General features: G+C 35.7%; 18 protein-coding genes and 1 riboswitch. Of the genes, 5 read left to right on the forward strand and 13 right to left on the reverse strand.

What is annotated here, in order from left to right; all coding sequences use genetic code 11:
• Positions 1–123: 123 nt before the first annotated feature.
• From V192_RS22115 to V192_RS22125, 3 genes are read right to left on the reverse strand one after another with little or no spacing between them, the layout of a single operon-like run.
• Positions 124–933, reverse strand: a complete 810-nt coding sequence (locus V192_RS22115; RefSeq protein ID WP_239644619.1) for a glycoside hydrolase family 3 C-terminal domain-containing protein — start codon at positions 931–933, stop codon at positions 124–126.
• Positions 930–1,136 (reverse strand): hypothetical protein, encoded by a 207-nt coding sequence (locus tag V192_RS22120; protein WP_239644620.1) that lies wholly within the window; start codon positions 1,134–1,136, stop codon positions 930–932. The genes V192_RS22115 and V192_RS22120 overlap by 4 nt, the downstream gene beginning before the upstream one ends.
• Complete coding sequence (locus V192_RS22125; protein ID WP_239644621.1) at positions 1,133–2,344, reverse strand: glycoside hydrolase family 3 N-terminal domain-containing protein; 1,212 nt, start codon at positions 2,342–2,344, stop codon at positions 1,133–1,135. Before V192_RS22125 ends, V192_RS22120 begins: the two co-directional genes overlap by 4 nt.
• 304 nt (positions 2,345–2,648) lie before the next feature.
• Positions 2,649–2,818, forward strand: a riboswitch (M-box (ykoK) riboswitch).
• Between the two features lie 278 nt (positions 2,819–3,096).
• Here V192_RS22125 and V192_RS0108700 point away from each other — a divergent pair.
• Genes V192_RS0108700 through V192_RS0108710 form a run of 3 tightly spaced genes read left to right on the forward strand, consistent with a single transcriptional unit; the run spans position 3,097 to position 5,650 of the window.
• On the forward strand, positions 3,097–3,297 hold the full coding sequence (locus V192_RS0108700; protein WP_025870886.1) for a hypothetical protein: 201 nt from the start codon (positions 3,097–3,099) through the stop codon (positions 3,295–3,297).
• Positions 3,294–4,472 (forward strand): FtsW/RodA/SpoVE family cell cycle protein, encoded by a 1,179-nt coding sequence (locus tag V192_RS0108705; RefSeq protein WP_025870888.1) that lies wholly within the window; start codon positions 3,294–3,296, stop codon positions 4,470–4,472. Before V192_RS0108700 ends, V192_RS0108705 begins: the two co-directional genes overlap by 4 nt.
• Positions 4,469–5,650 carry an FtsW/RodA/SpoVE family cell cycle protein gene (locus V192_RS0108710; RefSeq protein ID WP_025870890.1) on the forward strand — a complete coding sequence of 394 codons (1,182 nt, stop codon included), beginning with the start codon at positions 4,469–4,471 and terminating at the stop codon, positions 5,648–5,650. Before V192_RS0108705 ends, V192_RS0108710 begins: the two co-directional genes overlap by 4 nt.
• Before the next feature lie 72 nt (positions 5,651–5,722).
• On the opposite strand, the gene V192_RS0108720 is transcribed toward V192_RS0108710, so the two are convergent.
• The 6 genes from V192_RS0108720 to V192_RS0108755 all read right to left on the reverse strand — a co-directional run bounded on the left by V192_RS0108720 (position 5,723) and on the right by V192_RS0108755 (position 10,915).
• The gene (locus tag V192_RS0108720; protein ID WP_025870893.1) at positions 5,723–6,508 is read right to left on the reverse strand and encodes a hypothetical protein; all 786 of its coding nucleotides are present in this window, start codon (positions 6,506–6,508) and stop codon (positions 5,723–5,725) included.
• Positions 6,509–7,510: 1,002 nt separating this feature from the next.
• Positions 7,511–7,852 (reverse strand): hypothetical protein, encoded by a 342-nt coding sequence (locus tag V192_RS20890; protein WP_025870897.1) that lies wholly within the window; start codon positions 7,850–7,852, stop codon positions 7,511–7,513.
• 17 nt (positions 7,853–7,869) lie between these two features.
• Positions 7,870–9,153: a T7SS effector LXG polymorphic toxin gene (locus tag V192_RS0108740; RefSeq protein ID WP_025870900.1), complete on the reverse strand. Its 1,284-nt coding sequence runs from the start codon at positions 9,151–9,153 to the stop codon at positions 7,870–7,872.
• Positions 9,143–9,529 (reverse strand): hypothetical protein, encoded by a 387-nt coding sequence (locus tag V192_RS0108745; protein ID WP_025870902.1) that lies wholly within the window; start codon positions 9,527–9,529, stop codon positions 9,143–9,145. The genes V192_RS0108740 and V192_RS0108745 overlap by 11 nt, the downstream gene beginning before the upstream one ends.
• Positions 9,526–9,816, reverse strand: a complete 291-nt coding sequence (locus V192_RS0108750; protein ID WP_025870904.1) for a TIGR04197 family type VII secretion effector — start codon at positions 9,814–9,816, stop codon at positions 9,526–9,528. The genes V192_RS0108745 and V192_RS0108750 overlap by 4 nt, the downstream gene beginning before the upstream one ends.
• A gap of 430 nt (positions 9,817–10,246) precedes the next feature.
• Positions 10,247–10,915: a hypothetical protein gene (locus tag V192_RS0108755; RefSeq protein WP_025870906.1), complete on the reverse strand. Its 669-nt coding sequence runs from the start codon at positions 10,913–10,915 to the stop codon at positions 10,247–10,249.
• Between the two features lie 970 nt (positions 10,916–11,885).
• Between V192_RS0108755 and V192_RS0108765 the strand changes: the two genes are divergently transcribed.
• Entirely contained in the window at positions 11,886–12,392 is a 507-nt protein-coding gene (locus V192_RS0108765; protein ID WP_025870910.1) for a hypothetical protein, read from the forward strand.
• 289 nt (positions 12,393–12,681) lie between these two features.
• Here V192_RS0108765 and V192_RS0108770 read toward each other — a convergent pair whose 3' ends face one another.
• Genes V192_RS0108770 through V192_RS0108780 form a run of 3 tightly spaced genes read right to left on the reverse strand, consistent with a single transcriptional unit; the run spans position 12,682 to position 13,730 of the window.
• The gene (locus tag V192_RS0108770; protein WP_010760984.1) at positions 12,682–12,990 is read right to left on the reverse strand and encodes a DUF1292 domain-containing protein; all 309 of its coding nucleotides are present in this window, start codon (positions 12,988–12,990) and stop codon (positions 12,682–12,684) included.
• Between the two features lie 45 nt (positions 12,991–13,035).
• On the reverse strand, positions 13,036–13,464 hold the full coding sequence (gene ruvX, locus V192_RS0108775; RefSeq protein WP_025870912.1) for a Holliday junction resolvase RuvX: 429 nt from the start codon (positions 13,462–13,464) through the stop codon (positions 13,036–13,038).
• Positions 13,461–13,730: an IreB family regulatory phosphoprotein gene (locus tag V192_RS0108780; RefSeq protein ID WP_010760982.1), complete on the reverse strand. Its 270-nt coding sequence runs from the start codon at positions 13,728–13,730 to the stop codon at positions 13,461–13,463. Before V192_RS0108780 ends, ruvX begins: the two co-directional genes overlap by 4 nt.
• Positions 13,731–14,122: 392 nt before the next feature.
• Here V192_RS0108780 and V192_RS19765 point away from each other — a divergent pair, with 392 nt between their 5' ends.
• Positions 14,123–14,659: a class I SAM-dependent methyltransferase gene (locus V192_RS19765; protein ID WP_239644622.1), complete on the forward strand. Its 537-nt coding sequence runs from the start codon at positions 14,123–14,125 to the stop codon at positions 14,657–14,659.
• 73 nt (positions 14,660–14,732) lie between these two features.
• On the opposite strand, the gene argF is transcribed toward V192_RS19765, so the two are convergent.
• Positions 14,733–15,668: an ornithine carbamoyltransferase gene (gene argF / locus V192_RS0108790; RefSeq protein ID WP_029948190.1), complete on the reverse strand. Its 936-nt coding sequence runs from the start codon at positions 15,666–15,668 to the stop codon at positions 14,733–14,735.
• Positions 15,669–15,702: the final 34 nt, after the last annotated feature.

The following is a 15,702-nucleotide window of genomic DNA, read 5'->3' on the forward strand; positions in this document are numbered from 1 at the left end:
AATACAGTTTAAAAACCTGTAACACTTTTATAGTATAGCACCCAAACTATTTTTTGTTTAATCATTTGTTTGACAAAAAAACAGCAACGAAATGGTTAGATTTCATCACTGTTTCCATTAATTCTATTTTTGATAGTTCAACCGCTCATCTTTAATTTGATCTTCAAAATCCATCCCATAGCCAAAATCATATCTATGGCCTAATTCATCTTTATGACAAATCAGATCCAACGGAACATCTTCTTTTTGTTGTTCAACCGTTTCCATATCGGCTGGCATTTGAAACGGTAACAACCCAGATGGCGTATATTCACCGCTCAAAACACTTAATATGGCTTGGGTTTGGACCCCAAAATCAACAATGATACTATCTACAGCTCCTTCAAACTCTTTAACGATTGTTGGATTTTTCATTGTAAGAGAAACAATGATTGGCAAATCGGGAAAGTCCTTTTTAAGTGATAGGATCGTCTCAAGATCACCGCTATTAGCTGCTGTATTACTTTTATCAACATATGATCGATTTTCTCCTGCTAGGCTTTTTTCACGTGCAAGTTTAGCAGTATATGGCCGATACTGTAAGCTAATCGGCAAGTAGCCGTTTCCTTCGTCCTCCCTTGAATAGCCAACTGTTTTGGGAGACGCCAAAAACACTAAAGCAACTTCAGCTTTTTCTGGTGAATCAACTAGTTGAAAATATTTTTCTACAAAATCTGGGTTGACTGGATTCTTTTCGCAAGCTGGCTGAATATTCCCAAACCAATCTGCTGACTCACCAATTTTTTGTTTCGGAATGTAAAGTTTTGTCTGCTTTTGCAAAGGTAATAAATGATGTCTATTTTTTAATAGAACCAAGGATCTTTGCTGTGCTTTGTATCCAATCTCCATAAACTCAGGATTTCCAACTACTTGTTCTGAATGTTCTGGGATCAAATAGGGATTTTCGAACAGGCCAGTTTGAAAATATTTTTCAGTAACCGACGGGCAGAAATTCGGAATCTTTCTTGCATCACTTGCGCGCCATGATCCATAACACCCAACTCATAAGCAGCTAGTACAGGTTCAATATCATTATTTCCGCCAAATTGATCAACACCTGCCGATAATGCTTTATAATGACGTTGCTCAATGGTCAATCCTTCGACACCCCAGCTTTTTCCACCAATAAATTGATCAGGTTTAACGGCGTCCGCGTGATCGACCAATCTGTACAAACAACTCCGTCATACTCATATTTTTTTCGCAATAAATCATTAATGATGAACTCACTAAACCCATTGCCTACATTTTCTTGATTTTTTTGATCTTGATCATAAGAAATAGTGTAATACGGCATTACAGCTGATGCTTTTTCAGTTCCATTCTCCAAAGAAAATGCTCCATTAAGAAACGGCTGCAAGTGTTCCTCAAAATTTTGACCTGGGTAAACGGCATATTTCCCATAACCATAATGGGCATCGCGCCCCGCTTCACCGCTTCCTCCACCAGGCCAATGTTTGACCATTGCATTGACGCTTTCTGATCCCCAGTCACATTTTTCATGAGGCGTCGTTTGAAATCCGTCACAATAAGCTTTAGCTAAATCAGTAACTAATTTCACTCCTTCACCAAACGTACCGGAAAAACGCATCCAACGCGGTTCTGTCGCTAAATCAATTTGTGGCGATAAGGCCGTCGTAATCCCTAACGCGCGATATTCCTTACTAGCAATTTCGCCAAATTTCCGAACCAATTCAGGATCAAAGGCTGCAGCCAAGCCTAATTGTTCTGGCCATTTCGAAATATCCCCACCAGCTCCTGCATTGAACTCTGTATCAGCACTTGTACTGTGTCTAGGATCAGAGCTTATATTTACCGGTATACCTAAATCTAAGCTTTCTGCCATGGCTTGTAAATTATTAGTCCATTGTGCAGCAATTTTTGGAGAATCGACTAGTGTTAATAAGACATGGCGGATATGATCTTCTTTTAAAAACTCTTTTTGCTGATCCGTCAGCTCGGCAAGCGAGCCCTCATAACGTTCTAATGGCTGTCCGTCATAAGTGCCGGAAAACATTTCAACAAAATGATTTTGCTTTTTAGAAACTGTTTGGTGTCTGCTATATAGCATTAAGCCAGCAATCTGTTCAACAGATAATTTTGCTACCAAATCTTCTATTCGTTCTTCAAGCGGCAAACGCCAATCTTCATAGGGATCTAGCACCCCGTTTTGATTCAAATCCTTAAATGCAAAACCATCTTTTTCGATCAGAGAAACACCTGAATTTTTAGCATACCCAAGTGTTGCACCATTCTCATTTTCAACAAGGATCCAATTTCCTTGAGGCGTTTTTTTATAGCTCATGTCATTTCCTCCTCATTTCAGCATAGAAGTAAACGTATTCTTTTCCTCTTCTATTTTACAATGTTTTACAACTAGAAGCGATAGTCATTTTTAATTTAGGAAGTGTTTACTTTTTAAGAAAGAGTAAAGGAAATGTCGAATTTTATTCTGTTGATAAATTAGCTATCTTTGGTGGAAACCTGTAACAGATAGAATTCTTTTTTCAAAATTACCACGATTCTTCATTTCAAGTTATTATATTATAAAAAAATTAATATTTATGAGATTGACTTCAATACAGATATTCACTATATTTAAAGCGATCTGAATAACTTGTTAGGTGAGGCTCCTATGGAAACACAGGCTACTGCTCAAAAATGTCGAAAGACAGGAATGGGTAGGACAGGAATTGTCGAATTAAGGCTTTTCACAAAGTAGCTAAAAGCTCTGCTTTTTACGTTTCATAGTGCTAAAACTCAACGATGAGAATGATGAAAAGCTTTATTTGTGCTGTAATCAATCCCCCTTCGCTGAGTTATTTAGGCGAAGTTTTTTTGTATTGGTAACGAATGTTGATAGCATCACTATGCAGGAGGTGAATAGAACTAGGAACAAAGAAATCCAACCCTACAGGCTTCTGTTTTTTCTTAGTTCCTACAATGCTTGCTTCATCGTTAGTCCAAGCCAAAGAGCTTTTTATACTGATATCAAAGTCGATTCCTAATGCAAACTTTATTTGATGATCAATTAAAATGATTAGCGAGGAAGAGAAAATGAGAATAACGAAAAAAAGGTTACCTTACCTAGTTTCTGGCAAGAGTCTTCTTTTTACAGCACTCGAAAATACCGTTGGAATCAACTCCTATCACCAAAAAAAGAAGACACGATCTCATGGAAAAAACATCTACGCTACTAGTAAACAGCAGACGAATCTGAAAGTGATGCTGTTGATGGATGATGGGGTGACAAAATGAAGCAACCAAAGAGATTATCTAAACTACACTATTTAGACTTCTATATTTTGATTCCTTATTTGATTCTTTGTATCGTGGGTATTTTAATGGTATACAGCTCTAGTTCTTATCATTTACTTGACAGTGAACTAGGAACCGCCAGTAAAGCTATCAAACAAATGACCTATTTTGCTTTTAGTCTTGTCTGTATGGCTTTTGTTTATCGAATCAATTTAAGTATCATTCGCCATCCAAAAATAATGCAGATCATGCTAATCCTGACGTTTCTTACACTTATTGCTTTACCACTGATTGGGACAAGCGTAGGTGGTGCAAAACGTTGGATCAATTTAGGTGTGCTTTTATTTCAACCGTCTGAATTAGTTCCCTTGGTACTTGTACTTTATCTAGCTACAAACTTAGCAAAAAACGACACGTTAGTGCCCTTTTCCTTTAAACAGCATAAAAAGTCCCTATTCGTTTCTGTCTTCTTTATGCTATTAGTCGCTCTTCAACCAAATATTGCTGGGGCATCAATGATTTTTATTTTGGTGTGCGTATTATTTTTATCAAGCGGGCTCTCTCCTTGGTTTATGACGTTAGCTTTGCTTGGATTTGTCGTAATGAAGCGCTTAGGTACAATGTTGTTATTGTCGCTTCCAGCCAATTGGATGCCTCAAAAGTTCAGTTATTTGGTCACTCGTTTTGAAGTGATGCAAAATCCTTTTATTGATCCAACAGGGAAAGGATTCCAAACCTCAAATGCCTATTACGCAATGCATAACGGTGGATTTTTTGGTCGCGGTTTAGGCAACAGTATTCAAAAAAAAGGATATTTGCCAGCGGCAGACACAGATTTTATCTTCGCTATTTGTATTGAGGAATTAGGGTTACTTTTTTCTTTAGGTATTTTATTTTTGGTCTTTTTGATTGTCGGACGCTTGTTTTTATTGGCAATAAAATCAAAATCACTCTATTTTTCTTATCTTTACATTGGTTGCGGCATGTTGCTTTGTCTGCAAGTTGCTGTAAATGTTGGCAGTCTTTTAGGTTATATTCCCATGACAGGCCTAACTTTCCCATTCATTAGTTACGGCGGTTCTAGCTTGTTAATACTAAGTATCACCCTTGGGATTGCCTTGAATGCTCGTGGTACAGAAATTCGTGAAGGCTATCGGCTAGGAGGGATGATATGAATAAAGCAATCCTTTCAAAAAAAGAAGCGGTAAACTACGGCTTACTCTTACCAGTTTTTTTGTTGATTCTTGTAGGATTTATCGCTCAATATGGTGCATTCAATGCAGATCCGGCTGTGGAGTCGATTAAACCTTTACTGAAAAAACAGTTTTTATGGACTCTTTTAGGGATTGGCGTAATGTTTACTACAATGGTCATTCCAATAAAATATTTATGGAAAGCAACACCCGTACTTTACGGTTTATCGCTGTTTTTGATGGGATTACTTGTAAAATTTTATGATCCTGTGATGGCAGCGGCAACCGGAACTAAGCGTTGGCTTCGTTTGGGGTCGTTTTCCTTTCAGCCTTCAGAATTCGTAAAACTTGGCTATATTTTAATGTTAGCCTATATTGTAACAAAAAGACGTCGACACTTTTCAAATCCGTCGACTTTAAAAGAGGATTTTCGTTTGTTAGGAGAATTATCTCTTGTCAGCCTACCCGTTCTAGCATTAATGTTTTATCAAAAAGATTTTGGAACAAGTTTAGTCTTTGTTTCGATTTTTCTTGGTATAACATTAGTTTCAGGCTGTTCTTGGAAAATTTTAACAATCGGTTTCGGCCTTTTAAGTATACTTGGCGTGAGTGGTATTTTATTGGTTTTAACCGAACAAGGACAAAAAATTCTGTCCTTCTTTCATTTTCAACCTTATCAATTTAACCGAATCCACGCATGGCTTAATCCTTTTGATTATGCAGATTCGATTTCTTTTCAACAAGCACGTGGTCTAACAGCTATTGGATCTGGCGAAATGCTGGGAAAAGGGTTGACCAATTTGCGGACATATGTACCTGTTCGGGAATCTGACATGATTTTTACTGTGATCGGGGAAGCGTATGGATTTGTAGGGACGTGCTCTTTGATTCTACTTTTCTTTTATCTCATTTATCAAATGTTGATCTGTACGCTAAATGCCAAACGAGAATTTTACGCCTATATCACAACTGGCGTGATCATGTATTTCTTATTCCATATTCTTGAAAATATTGGCTCAAATATTGGTTTGTTGCCTTTGACTGGGATTCCACTGCCTTTTATCAGTCAAGGTGGGACGGCGTATTTAGCTAATTTTATTGGGATCGGGTTGATTCTTTCGATGTACTATCAGAAAGAAAAAAATGAAATTGAGAAGTGATTATAAAAAAGAGCTGAATCTAAATATAGAATTTCAGCTCTTTTTTATAGAGAAAGTAACCTATACAGCTACTTAATTATGATTTACTTGGTTATTTTTCAACGTCTCAATCAACTCTCTTGCCTCTTTAAGTGTTGTTGCTCGGGGATCAGTTGATGGGTTGTCCTCCCTAATTATATTGCCACTTTCATCTTGAACAACTGCTGCCGGTTCTCCGTTATCGGGGCCGCTAATAAAACCATACCCTTCACTTTCTGGAATTGCTAATACTTTAAAATCATCATCCTCAAAATTTGGCTCCTTTTTAAACATCTCAAAGTTCCCAGTTTTTTCTACTTCTTCTTTTATTACTTGTAAAGTAAAATTGGCGGTTTCTTTATTGATTTTCGGCTTCTCATCCGTCGTGTTTTTTACTTTTTTGTATACCATCGGCTTACTTTCCCCAGTCATTTCAGCATTAGTAGTTCCTCGGTTAAGAGTAATCGTTCCGTCTGTTTCTAAATCAATCAGATAGGCAATTTCATCATTTTTATTTTCAAATCTAAAATAGGTGCTATCTTTTTCTGATTTTTTTTCGATAAATTCTGTCACCATCTCCTCTTCATCTGCGTATTGGATCGTTACTCCAGCATCGTTTTGCTTGATAGATACTTGTTCACCTCTTGCTGCTTCATCTAAACATTCCCAAAGTCCAACAAGTGAAGTATAATCCTTTTGGGAAATACTTGCTTTTTCTTGTATTGAAGTAGTCTTTGTATCACTGGAAGAAGAGATGGATACGTTCTCTTTTCCATCTAAAGAACAACCTGTCAGTGCAATTATTGATATCGCACTGAATAAAACAATCATTTTTTTCATAGTGAAACTCCTTTTTATTAAAAGATCCATCACTAGATAGATCCATTGTTTTGATAATACAATTCTTTACTTAACAGTAACAATTTCGACTCGTTCAGCTAGAATCCACCCGTTTAATCCATAAGATGAAGTGAGGACTTGGTAATGTAAGTCAGCATCTTTTATCTCTGCTTTCAGCTCTTGTAATGAATCATACATTATCGGCCAGGCATAACTTTGTGCTTTTTCTAGCAACTCCTCATTCTCAGTAAAAAAACTTTCTATAGGCCTTTCCTCCAAATCAAAGATGATACTATAGGGCATTTCTTCATAAAATCGATAGCAAAAAACACCATAAAATATGATTTGTTTTTTTCTTGATTATAAGATACATCAAACACTATTGTCTTCTTTTTAAAATCAACAGTATAGACATCTATTTCATAGTCATGAATTGAACTCATTTATTTCTTCACCACCTGTACTTAGATCCATGACATTTATTCTTTCCACCACAAAATTATGTGTAATTAAGCTTTTTTATTTGATCGTATAAGTCCAAACAGTCTTTTTGATCGGATTTTTTATTTTCTACCTTCTGTATTTCCTATATTTTCTTATTAAGTTTAGCATATGCTAGATAATATATAAATATGAGAAACCGCTTAAAGGTAATGATATCTATACGTATGATTACTTCTAAAAAGCTCTTCTTTGGAATATTTGGTACAATAAAAAAGCTGAGTCCTACAAATTGTGGACTCAGCTTTTAAATAACTACTATTCTTCTTCCGCCATGAATGACGATCTTATTTCATAACGTTTTATCTATCGTCATTTAGTGACATTTAAGAAGTAAATATTCATAGTCAATCACCGAATATCATTAACCATTTTTTTTATGGCATTCAATTTGGCATTCACCAAAATTCTCATTAGCGTGGGGCGTTATATGTGAAAAACAGAAATTTAGATCCATAATATTGAACACTCTACATATTTACAATTTCACAGCAAAAAACATTAATTTTCTTCAAGATACTTACTTTTTAACACCATATATTCTTCATAAGCTTCATCTATTTTTTCTTTGCATACTTTTTCCCACAAACCAATTAGGTCTTTTCTCTTTTCGCTAGAATTCTCTATGGTTGAATCTATATCCATTTCTCCTCCAAAACCGATTGAATCCTCCACACCATGAACAAAACCGTTTTTTCCAGCATAAGCTATTTCATTTTCTACAATCGTACACCCTTTGCTAGAATCAATAAGCTCTTTAAGCTTTGCTCCTTGTTCCAACTCTTGATTCAGATCTGCATCGTCTTCTAAAAATAGTTCTATTAAAATATGTTCCATTTTCATTTTATTATTCACCCTTATTATTTATAATTATGTTTTGTTGTAATATCTGTAATTTTGATATTTCCGTTGCTGTCTCTTTCATACGTAATTCTACCTTGTCCCCGTCCTTTTCCCACTCCTTTTAAATCAATAGCTCTTTCACCACTTCTATTATGACCTAAAGCGTGATCGTTCAATCCTGAGCCTTCAAGTTCTCCATTTTTTAATTTGTCTAAAGCATCATCCAATGCCTTTTTTTGTTCAGGAGAAAGCTTCTTGATCTTTCTTTGTACATTTTTAGGTATTTCAATCTCAATATCGTCTGTATTTGCGTCACTAAAGGAAATAGACGGAGCATTATCAAGTGCGTTTAATATGCCAGCAGAAATGATAACTGTTCCAATTCCCTTGATTACATTTTTTATATTTCCAAAACCGCCAAACCCTGGTATAGCAACCGTTGGATCAACAATTCCTTTTTTAATCGTTACTTTTTTAAACGTGTACTGATCTTTATTTAAGTAATCTTTACACTTTTCTAATTGTTCATATAGTTCTGAGTATTTATCAGGTGAAACAATTTTACCATCTTTCATTAGATACCAATTGCCTAATTCTGTTTTAACGATTTCATAACCATTTAGTTTACCAATTGCTTGTTTTACTTGAGCATCTTTCACTTGTTGTTTCATTTTTTCACGTTGCTTCCAACGTGTATGGATTGGTTTTGCCCATGTCATGTCTAAACGTTTCAAGTCAAATGTTCCTGTTGCTGGATTCCATGCTTTAGAATTTGCTACTTGGGCCAAACCTGTATTAAATTCTTGTTGACTCGCTTCATAATCTGAAAAGAATCCCGCTGATTGACCATCGTATGCATGAAACTTTTCTAATTTCTCTCGACGCTTATCAATACTCTCACAGGCATTGATATATCTCCGTTCTAAATCTGGACGTGGTGTTTTCGCGGTACTCATTTGGTGATCTAAGCGCTGCTTTAACTGCTCAAACTGGTTAATCTCTTCTAGGATCAAATCTTCATCCGTATCAATCCCACTAACGGTTCCTTGATATTCACTAAGAAACTTTTTATGCACACTTTCCAACGCTTCACCTGTCATTATAGCAGATTGACATAATGGTGTATAAGCAACCATAAAATAACTTTTCGCTGAATCGTAGGCCTTACTAGAAAGTGGTGCAGATAAAAACAGTTGAATGCTTGCTTGTAATGATGTAATAGCCTGATTTGCTTGATTGGTCAATTGAGAAGCTTGTGATGATCGTGCCTGTGCTTCACTAACGTAAAATTTAAGCCCCATTTTCTTTTGCCTCCGGATTCTTCCAAAAAGCTTGTTGTTCTACCTTTAGATTTTCTTCTTGATCAAACAATGTACGCTCATCTTTTTTTAACTGAAGGAGTTGTTCATCAAATTCTCGTTGGGTTTTTTTAGCGAGATGAAGGCTCTCATCTCCTCTTTCTTCAAAGAAAGCTCGCTCCTCTGCTTCACAGTTTCCTAAGACAAAATCATAAGCAGCCTGTTCTTGTTGTTGTAGCTGAAAAAATTCTTCTTGTTGCTCTTCTATGTAGCGCTGTTCTTTTCTAATCGCTAACTGATCCTCTTGAAGTTGTTCCAAACGAATCCTGAACTGATAATTTTTTTGATCAAATTCTTGTTGTTTCTGGACTTCACTCATGACAACCCTCCTGGAAAATTAAATTTTGTCAATTGAGCAATATTTTGATCGATTCGTTCAAACTCTTTCGCAACGGAATGAATATTATCACCCGCAGAAACAACACTAGTAGATAATGCTGCTAATCCCTGTTGGTAGTTATTAAGCGATTGTACAGCTGGGGCATTTCCTGAAACATTCGTGTTAGAAGCTGATACAGAGACACTTATACTATTTAATGCACTGGCAGACTGACTAAAAGATGCTGAAATCCCACCAGCAATACTTGAATTACTATTAACAGTCATTTTGTTCCTCCCGTTTTATCATATTGTCTTATTTAGTTTATCATATAATAAATAAAATATAAATATGATGAAACGATTAAAATCAACTGTAACTTATGATTCTTACTTTTCTAAACTAGTAGTCCGAACAAAAAAAGAACCGAGACCTTATGCTGCATCTTAGTTCTTTCTGTGCATGTTATTCTTCTACCAACCACTATGAATGATGATTGTTGTTCATAACGTTTTATCTATTGTTATTTAGTGACTTTTAAGAAGAAAACATTCATAGCCAATCACCGAATATCATTAACTATTTTGCTAATGGCATTCATTTTGGCATTCACTATAATTCTCATTAGCGTGGGGCGCTATACATAGAAGTACAGGCAAAATCACTATGCCAATAGATATAATAATTTGATATAGTTCTCATTATTATTAGATATTGCTACTCTCCTATTTTAGCTCTATCCCATTCCGTTTTATTATAATCTCTTGCAAAAATAATGAAATATTCAATAGACGATTCTAAATCTTCTGATACTTGATATAATATACTCTGATCTTGCCTTAAGTTATCTAATCTAAGTAATTCTATTTTTCGATGTGATTGTACTAATAACTGCTTTATTCTTTCTACATTTTCTTTGATATAGAATGCTGCATCAATTACTTGTAAATCTTCTACATTTTTACCAAAATACAATCTCAGTAGTAAATAATTTTTCTGAATTCTCGTAAGCGAATTTTCAAGATCTTCCAAGTATTTATTTATTGCTTTCGCTTCTATAAAAACTCCCTGTTCGTCGTTAAATATTGCCCAACACTCTAAATATCTGACTTGATGATCAATAATTGAGTTTGCACATTTCATAAATACATTCGAATCATCAATATATTCAACTTCTAGCAATCTGACATTCTGAATCCAATCAATTCTTGCAGAAGCTTTGAGGTTTGCATCAATATTTTGTTGTGCTATTTCTTTTTGAATTTGAGCATTTTTCTTACTACTCCAAATCGAAGCACTTGCAGCAATAAATGCAGCTAACAAACTTACAAAAGCAGCAATGCTTCCCCACTGAAAGATACCATCTTTATCCATAAAAATATTCATTTCATCACCCTTTTTTACCTAATCATACCAAGAGTAAGAAAAAATAGCTATAGCGAATAGTCAAAACTTCGTTACTAATAGTAGTCTAATCCGATCAAACTCAACTAGGTTACTGATAGTAACTAAGTCGGTATTTCGTGTCAGTTCAAAAGTAACGAATTGGTACTTTAAAAATATCGTTTCGTTTTATGTCCTCGTTTTCCGCTAGGTCATCCCCACTTATGAGGAATAGCAACTAGGTAGCATTTTGATACTCTGTTGAACGCTACCAATATTGGACTGGTTACTTTTCACTAGCCCTTTCTATGCCCTAACTGTTCGTTAGGTCGTCAATTTCTAATGAGCGCAAATCTCCGCTGGTTGATGGCGCACTTTTGCGCTCTCATCCTCATAGTCAGTATAGATACCTAATACTTAGAGTAGAAATTACTAGGTTCTATTTCTATCTAACTATGACACGCTAATTTAGAAAGTGATTGCTAGTACTAAGAAATTCTTTTTTTACCTCTAAAGCATCCAATATAAATTCTTGACGTAACTCTTGATCTATCGCCTTTTCTTGCTCTTCTAAAAAAATGATAGCTTTAGGATTCTTTAGAAACTGACTGAGAACAAAAGAACACCTCAGCGATGTATAGCTCCCCTGTACCAAAAAGTACACCCTACTATCTGCAGTAGAACGGTGCAGCCCTTCCCTAACAGAATTACCGCTTTTCAACTTTTCTCTTTTTTGATTATAGTCCCCCTTACTTTGTCACCTCACCATTGATACAACAGTATTTTAGCTCAATAAGAAACCCAGTAATAACACTCAAAATATAAAGAAAACTACAATGTTATTATGGCAAGATGGTTAACATAAATGGCTTACGGTATTCACTAATTAATAAGCTAAAAATTAATTAACCATTGTATCGTTACACTCTTTATATTAAATTTTAATTACAAATAATAAGGAGTGATTTATTTTATGAAAAAGAAATTGTTAGTAGCAAGCTGTTTGGTAGTTGTAGGGATGTTCGGGGTAACTAATGCAGCAGAAGCGGAAGAACAAATCCCAGATGCGTTGAATTACTCTGTTACCCGTGCATTACCGCTTGTAAAAGAAGTGGAACTTAAATCAGGAGAGTTTGTTGAATTTAATGTTGGCGGATTTTCTAGTGATCAAATAGCTTCTAAATTCAAAGTGAAATATAAACTCGACACTTGTGAACCAGAAATCATAGTTGTTGATAGATTGGGTCTATACGATGGGCATTATCATCGATACAGTTTTTTTGATTTTGGTACTCAGGGAACATTCGATTTTTCTGTAAGTAATGATTTTCCAAGAGGGATAAATCATGTTGGGAAAGAACGAATCAGAGTAATAAACGTATCAACATCAACCCTAAGAATGAAAGTAGGACTATCTTCGGATATCTATGTTAAGTCGCAGGAAGTCATTGAATACAAAGATATTGATTTTAATTTATAAAACAAACAAGGAGACGCTTAACGGCTATCTCCTTTTTTATCTCGTGACTAACAACTAACAGCACCGTACTTAGAAGCTGGTGCAAGTAGAAGTACACGACAGATTGCGCCATACTTCAATAAAAATGACTATAGACACCTATAGCCACTTGTCACAAGAATCAAAAAAAACAGTTGAAAAACTGGTAAAACACTTAAATTTTTAACGGATGGCATTCAAAATGGCATTCACTAAAACAAAAGAAAAAGCTGAATCCTTATGTATCAAGGGTTCAGCTACTCTTTTAACTCTATTCTTCTTCTTCAGCCATGAATGTATTGAATACTTCTTCGATCATATCCCATTCAGCGTCTGTTTCGATTTGTTGTAATTCGCCTTCAGTTCCTTCATTGTTTTCAATGTAAGCATACGCTTGTAATTCAACATCTTCTTCTTCTGGAACACCAGCTGGATAAAGGAGTACGTAATTTTTACCAAATTCCTCTTGTCCGTCAACTGTTAAAAGAATTTCGTATAACGTTTCGTTTCCTTGTTCATCTACTAAAGTAATGTGCTCATGTCCTTCGTGATCGTGATCATGGTTATGTTCTTCTGCCATTGTTAAGCTCTCCTTTTATCTGACACTTGTTTTCTAACAAGTCGTTTAAATTTTATTGCCAGCGCCATCTAGATAATTTTGTAAAATCATGACAGCAGCTACTTTATCAATTACTTTTTTTCTCTTTGCCCTAGAAGTGTTCGCCTGCTCAACCAACATTCGTTCTGCTTGAACTGTCGTCAAACGTTCATCCTGATAAGTTACAGGTATGTGAAACAGGTCTTCGATTTGCTTGCCATAAGCCATTGATGCTTCTGCTCTTGGTCCAATCGAATTATTCATATTTTTCGGCAACCCTACAACAAAACGAGTCACTTCATATTCTTTGACTAATTCTGCTAACCGTTCAAAACCAAATTCTTCCTGCTCCTCATTGATTCGAATGATTTCTACGCCTTGAGCTGTCCAGCCGAATGGATCACTAACAGCGATTCCCACGGTCTTTGAGCCGACATCAAGTCCCATTACTCTCATCGAATAGTGATTCCATGATCAGATAAGTAATATTTAACTAGCTCTTCCATGATCTCATCCCGTTCGTGACGACGAATCAAATTTCGAGCGTCTTGGTAACGAGGAATGTAGGCCGGGTCTCCAGAAAGTAAATAGCCCACAATCTGATTGATCGGATTATATCCTTTTTCCTCTAAAGCCTTGTATACAGTAGCCAGAGTTTCACTTACTTCCTTCTTACGGCTGTCATCAAAATCAAAACGTACAGTTTCATCTGTAAAACCCATTTATCTACACCTCACTTTTATTCTATTCATACAGTTCCATTCTACTAAAAACAAGCCAAAACTACAAACAAAACTTAACATTTTCTGCTATATATTAAAGATTTCCTTTATTTTTAACATAATTGACGGATTAGTGAGCGAATAAATTGGTTTTTGCAGTAATTTTGTCATCATTTAAAAATGTTTTTTTCTAACAGTTGTTTTTTTATCGTATACTAGGTTAAAGAGATGAATACAAAATAAAGGAGTTTTTTTATGTTTATTGGGATTAGTGTGATAGTTGCGGTGTTATTGATTTGTTTATTTTGGCTTTTATTAAAACAATCGAAAAAGCCAACGGGGTTTTTAGGAATCTTGATGATGCGCCTTTGGAATAGAGTTTACCTACCTTAGTGAAGTGGACAATAACTAAAATCGAATTACCAGAGCACTCGAGCATTTTGGATATTGGTGTAGGCAACGGAATTTCCACTGCTTATCTTTTGAAACAAAGAAACTCACTAGCCGTAGTAGGCATCGATATTTCTGAAGATGCGATCTCACAAGCAAATAAGTCTTATTCAGACAAAATGATTCACTTTGAAACAATGGATGTCCATGCGCTGACATTTGATTCTGAAACTTTTGATTTTGTAACAGCTTTTCAAACGCATTTTCATTGGGATGACTTAGATCAAGCTTTACATGAAATTCATCGTGTACTTAAACCAAATGGCATTGTCATTTTTGCTTGTGAATCAACAAAAATAAACTACTTTTTACCGAATTTAAAAAAAACAACCGATTTTCAGGCGTATCTGTCTAAGTTTGGCTTTTCAATGATCGATCGACATACTACGAGGCAATGGGTCATGTATGCTTTTCAAAAAAATGAAGAGCCTTTGACAAAACTAAAAATCAGTTTTGTCAAAGGCTCTAAATTCGGATAAACGATGGATCAGAAGCAACCCATTCTTATTTCTCGGGGTTAAACACCTCTGACCCAAGCTCGCCATTTTATCTTTATAGATTTGCCATAACTTTGACCATCAACGCCTTTTGGGCATGGAGACGATTGGCTGCTTCTTGATAAATAGCGGAGTGAGCTCCGTCAATAATATCAGCGGACACTTCCTCTCCTCTATGTGCAGGTAAGCAATGCAGGAATAAATAATCCTTTTTGGCTTGAACGACTAATCGATTATTGACCTGAAAGTCTTTGAATACTTCCTCTCGTTCTTTTTGTTCTGATTCTGCTCCCATGCTTGCCCAAACATCTGTTACTAGAACATCTGCATCTTTGGCAGCTTGAAGCGGATCATTTAATAATTCAATTTTACTACCGCTGCTTTTTGCATTCTTTTTAGCCAGTTCAACAAATTCACTCTTCGGCTCATAGCCTACTGGTGTTGCTATCGTCACGTCCATCCCCACTATGCTTCCGCCAATCAAAAAGGAATGCGCCATATTATTGCCGTCTCCAATATACGTTAATTTAATTCCTTCAAGTCTGCCTTTTTGTTCAAAAATCGTTTGGAAATCCGCCAAAATCTGACATGGATGATGATCATCTGTCAATCCATTAATGACTGGTACTGAAGATTCTTCTGCCAGTTCTGCAACCATTTGATCTGAATAGGTACGGATCATGATTGCATCAACATAACTAGACATCACATTAGCCGTATCTTTGACAGGTTCGCCGCGACCCATTTGTGTACTTTTAGAGTCTAACACAATCGCTTGACCCCCAAGTTGAATGATGCCTGCCTCAAACGACATACGTGTTCGTGTACTATTTTTTTCAAAAATCATTGCCAAAATCTTACCTGCCAATACGCCGCGATACGCCTCTGGTTTCGCTTTGATCGCTACAGCTAACTCAATAACCGAAAGAAACTCTTCTTTGGTTAATTCAGTTAAATTTAAAATACTTTTACCATACAATGACTGAATCATTTACATCTCTCCTTACTTTAAAAGCTTTACAGGC

This window comes from Enterococcus crotali, from assembly GCF_000633635.1.
Classification (GTDB): domain Bacteria; phylum Bacillota; class Bacilli; order Lactobacillales; family Enterococcaceae; genus Enterococcus_L; species Enterococcus_L crotali.

What these genes read in the sequence shown, in the direction of transcription:
- V192_RS22125 (WP_239644621.1), bottom strand. Translation starts at nt 2,344, where the DNA reads ATGAGCTATAAAAAAACGCCTCAAGGAAATTGGATCCTTGTTGAAAAT.
- V192_RS0108700 (WP_025870886.1), top strand. Translation starts at nt 3,097, where the DNA reads ATGAGAATAACGAAAAAAAGGTTACCTTACCTAGTTTCTGGCAAGAGT.
- V192_RS20890 (WP_025870897.1), bottom strand. Translation starts at nt 7,852, where the DNA reads ATGAAAATGGAACATATTTTAATAGAACTATTTTTAGAAGACGATGCA.
- V192_RS0108710 (WP_025870890.1), top strand. Translation starts at nt 4,469, where the DNA reads ATGAATAAAGCAATCCTTTCAAAAAAAGAAGCGGTAAACTACGGCTTA.
- V192_RS0108755 (WP_025870906.1), bottom strand. Translation starts at nt 10,915, where the DNA reads ATGAATATTTTTATGGATAAAGATGGTATCTTTCAGTGGGGAAGCATT.
- V192_RS0108740 (WP_025870900.1), bottom strand. Translation starts at nt 9,153, where the DNA reads ATGGGGCTTAAATTTTACGTTAGTGAAGCACAGGCACGATCATCACAA.
- argF (WP_029948190.1), bottom strand. Translation starts at nt 15,668, where the DNA reads ATGATTCAGTCATTGTATGGTAAAAGTATTTTAAATTTAACTGAATTA.
- V192_RS0108720 (WP_025870893.1), bottom strand. Translation starts at nt 6,508, where the DNA reads ATGAAAAAAATGATTGTTTTATTCAGTGCGATATCAATAATTGCACTG.
- ruvX (WP_025870912.1), bottom strand. Translation starts at nt 13,464, where the DNA reads ATGAGAGTAATGGGACTTGATGTCGGCTCAAAGACCGTGGGAATCGCT.
- V192_RS0108770 (WP_010760984.1), bottom strand. Translation starts at nt 12,990, where the DNA reads ATGGCAGAAGAACATAACCATGATCACGATCACGAAGGACATGAGCAC.
- V192_RS0108705 (WP_025870888.1), top strand. Translation starts at nt 3,294, where the DNA reads ATGAAGCAACCAAAGAGATTATCTAAACTACACTATTTAGACTTCTAT.
- V192_RS0108765 (WP_025870910.1), top strand. Translation starts at nt 11,886, where the DNA reads ATGAAAAAGAAATTGTTAGTAGCAAGCTGTTTGGTAGTTGTAGGGATG.
- V192_RS0108780 (WP_010760982.1), bottom strand. Translation starts at nt 13,730, where the DNA reads ATGGGTTTTACAGATGAAACTGTACGTTTTGATTTTGATGACAGCCGT.
- V192_RS0108745 (WP_025870902.1), bottom strand. Translation starts at nt 9,529, where the DNA reads ATGAGTGAAGTCCAGAAACAACAAGAATTTGATCAAAAAAATTATCAG.
- V192_RS0108750 (WP_025870904.1), bottom strand. Translation starts at nt 9,816, where the DNA reads ATGACTGTTAATAGTAATTCAAGTATTGCTGGTGGGATTTCAGCATCT.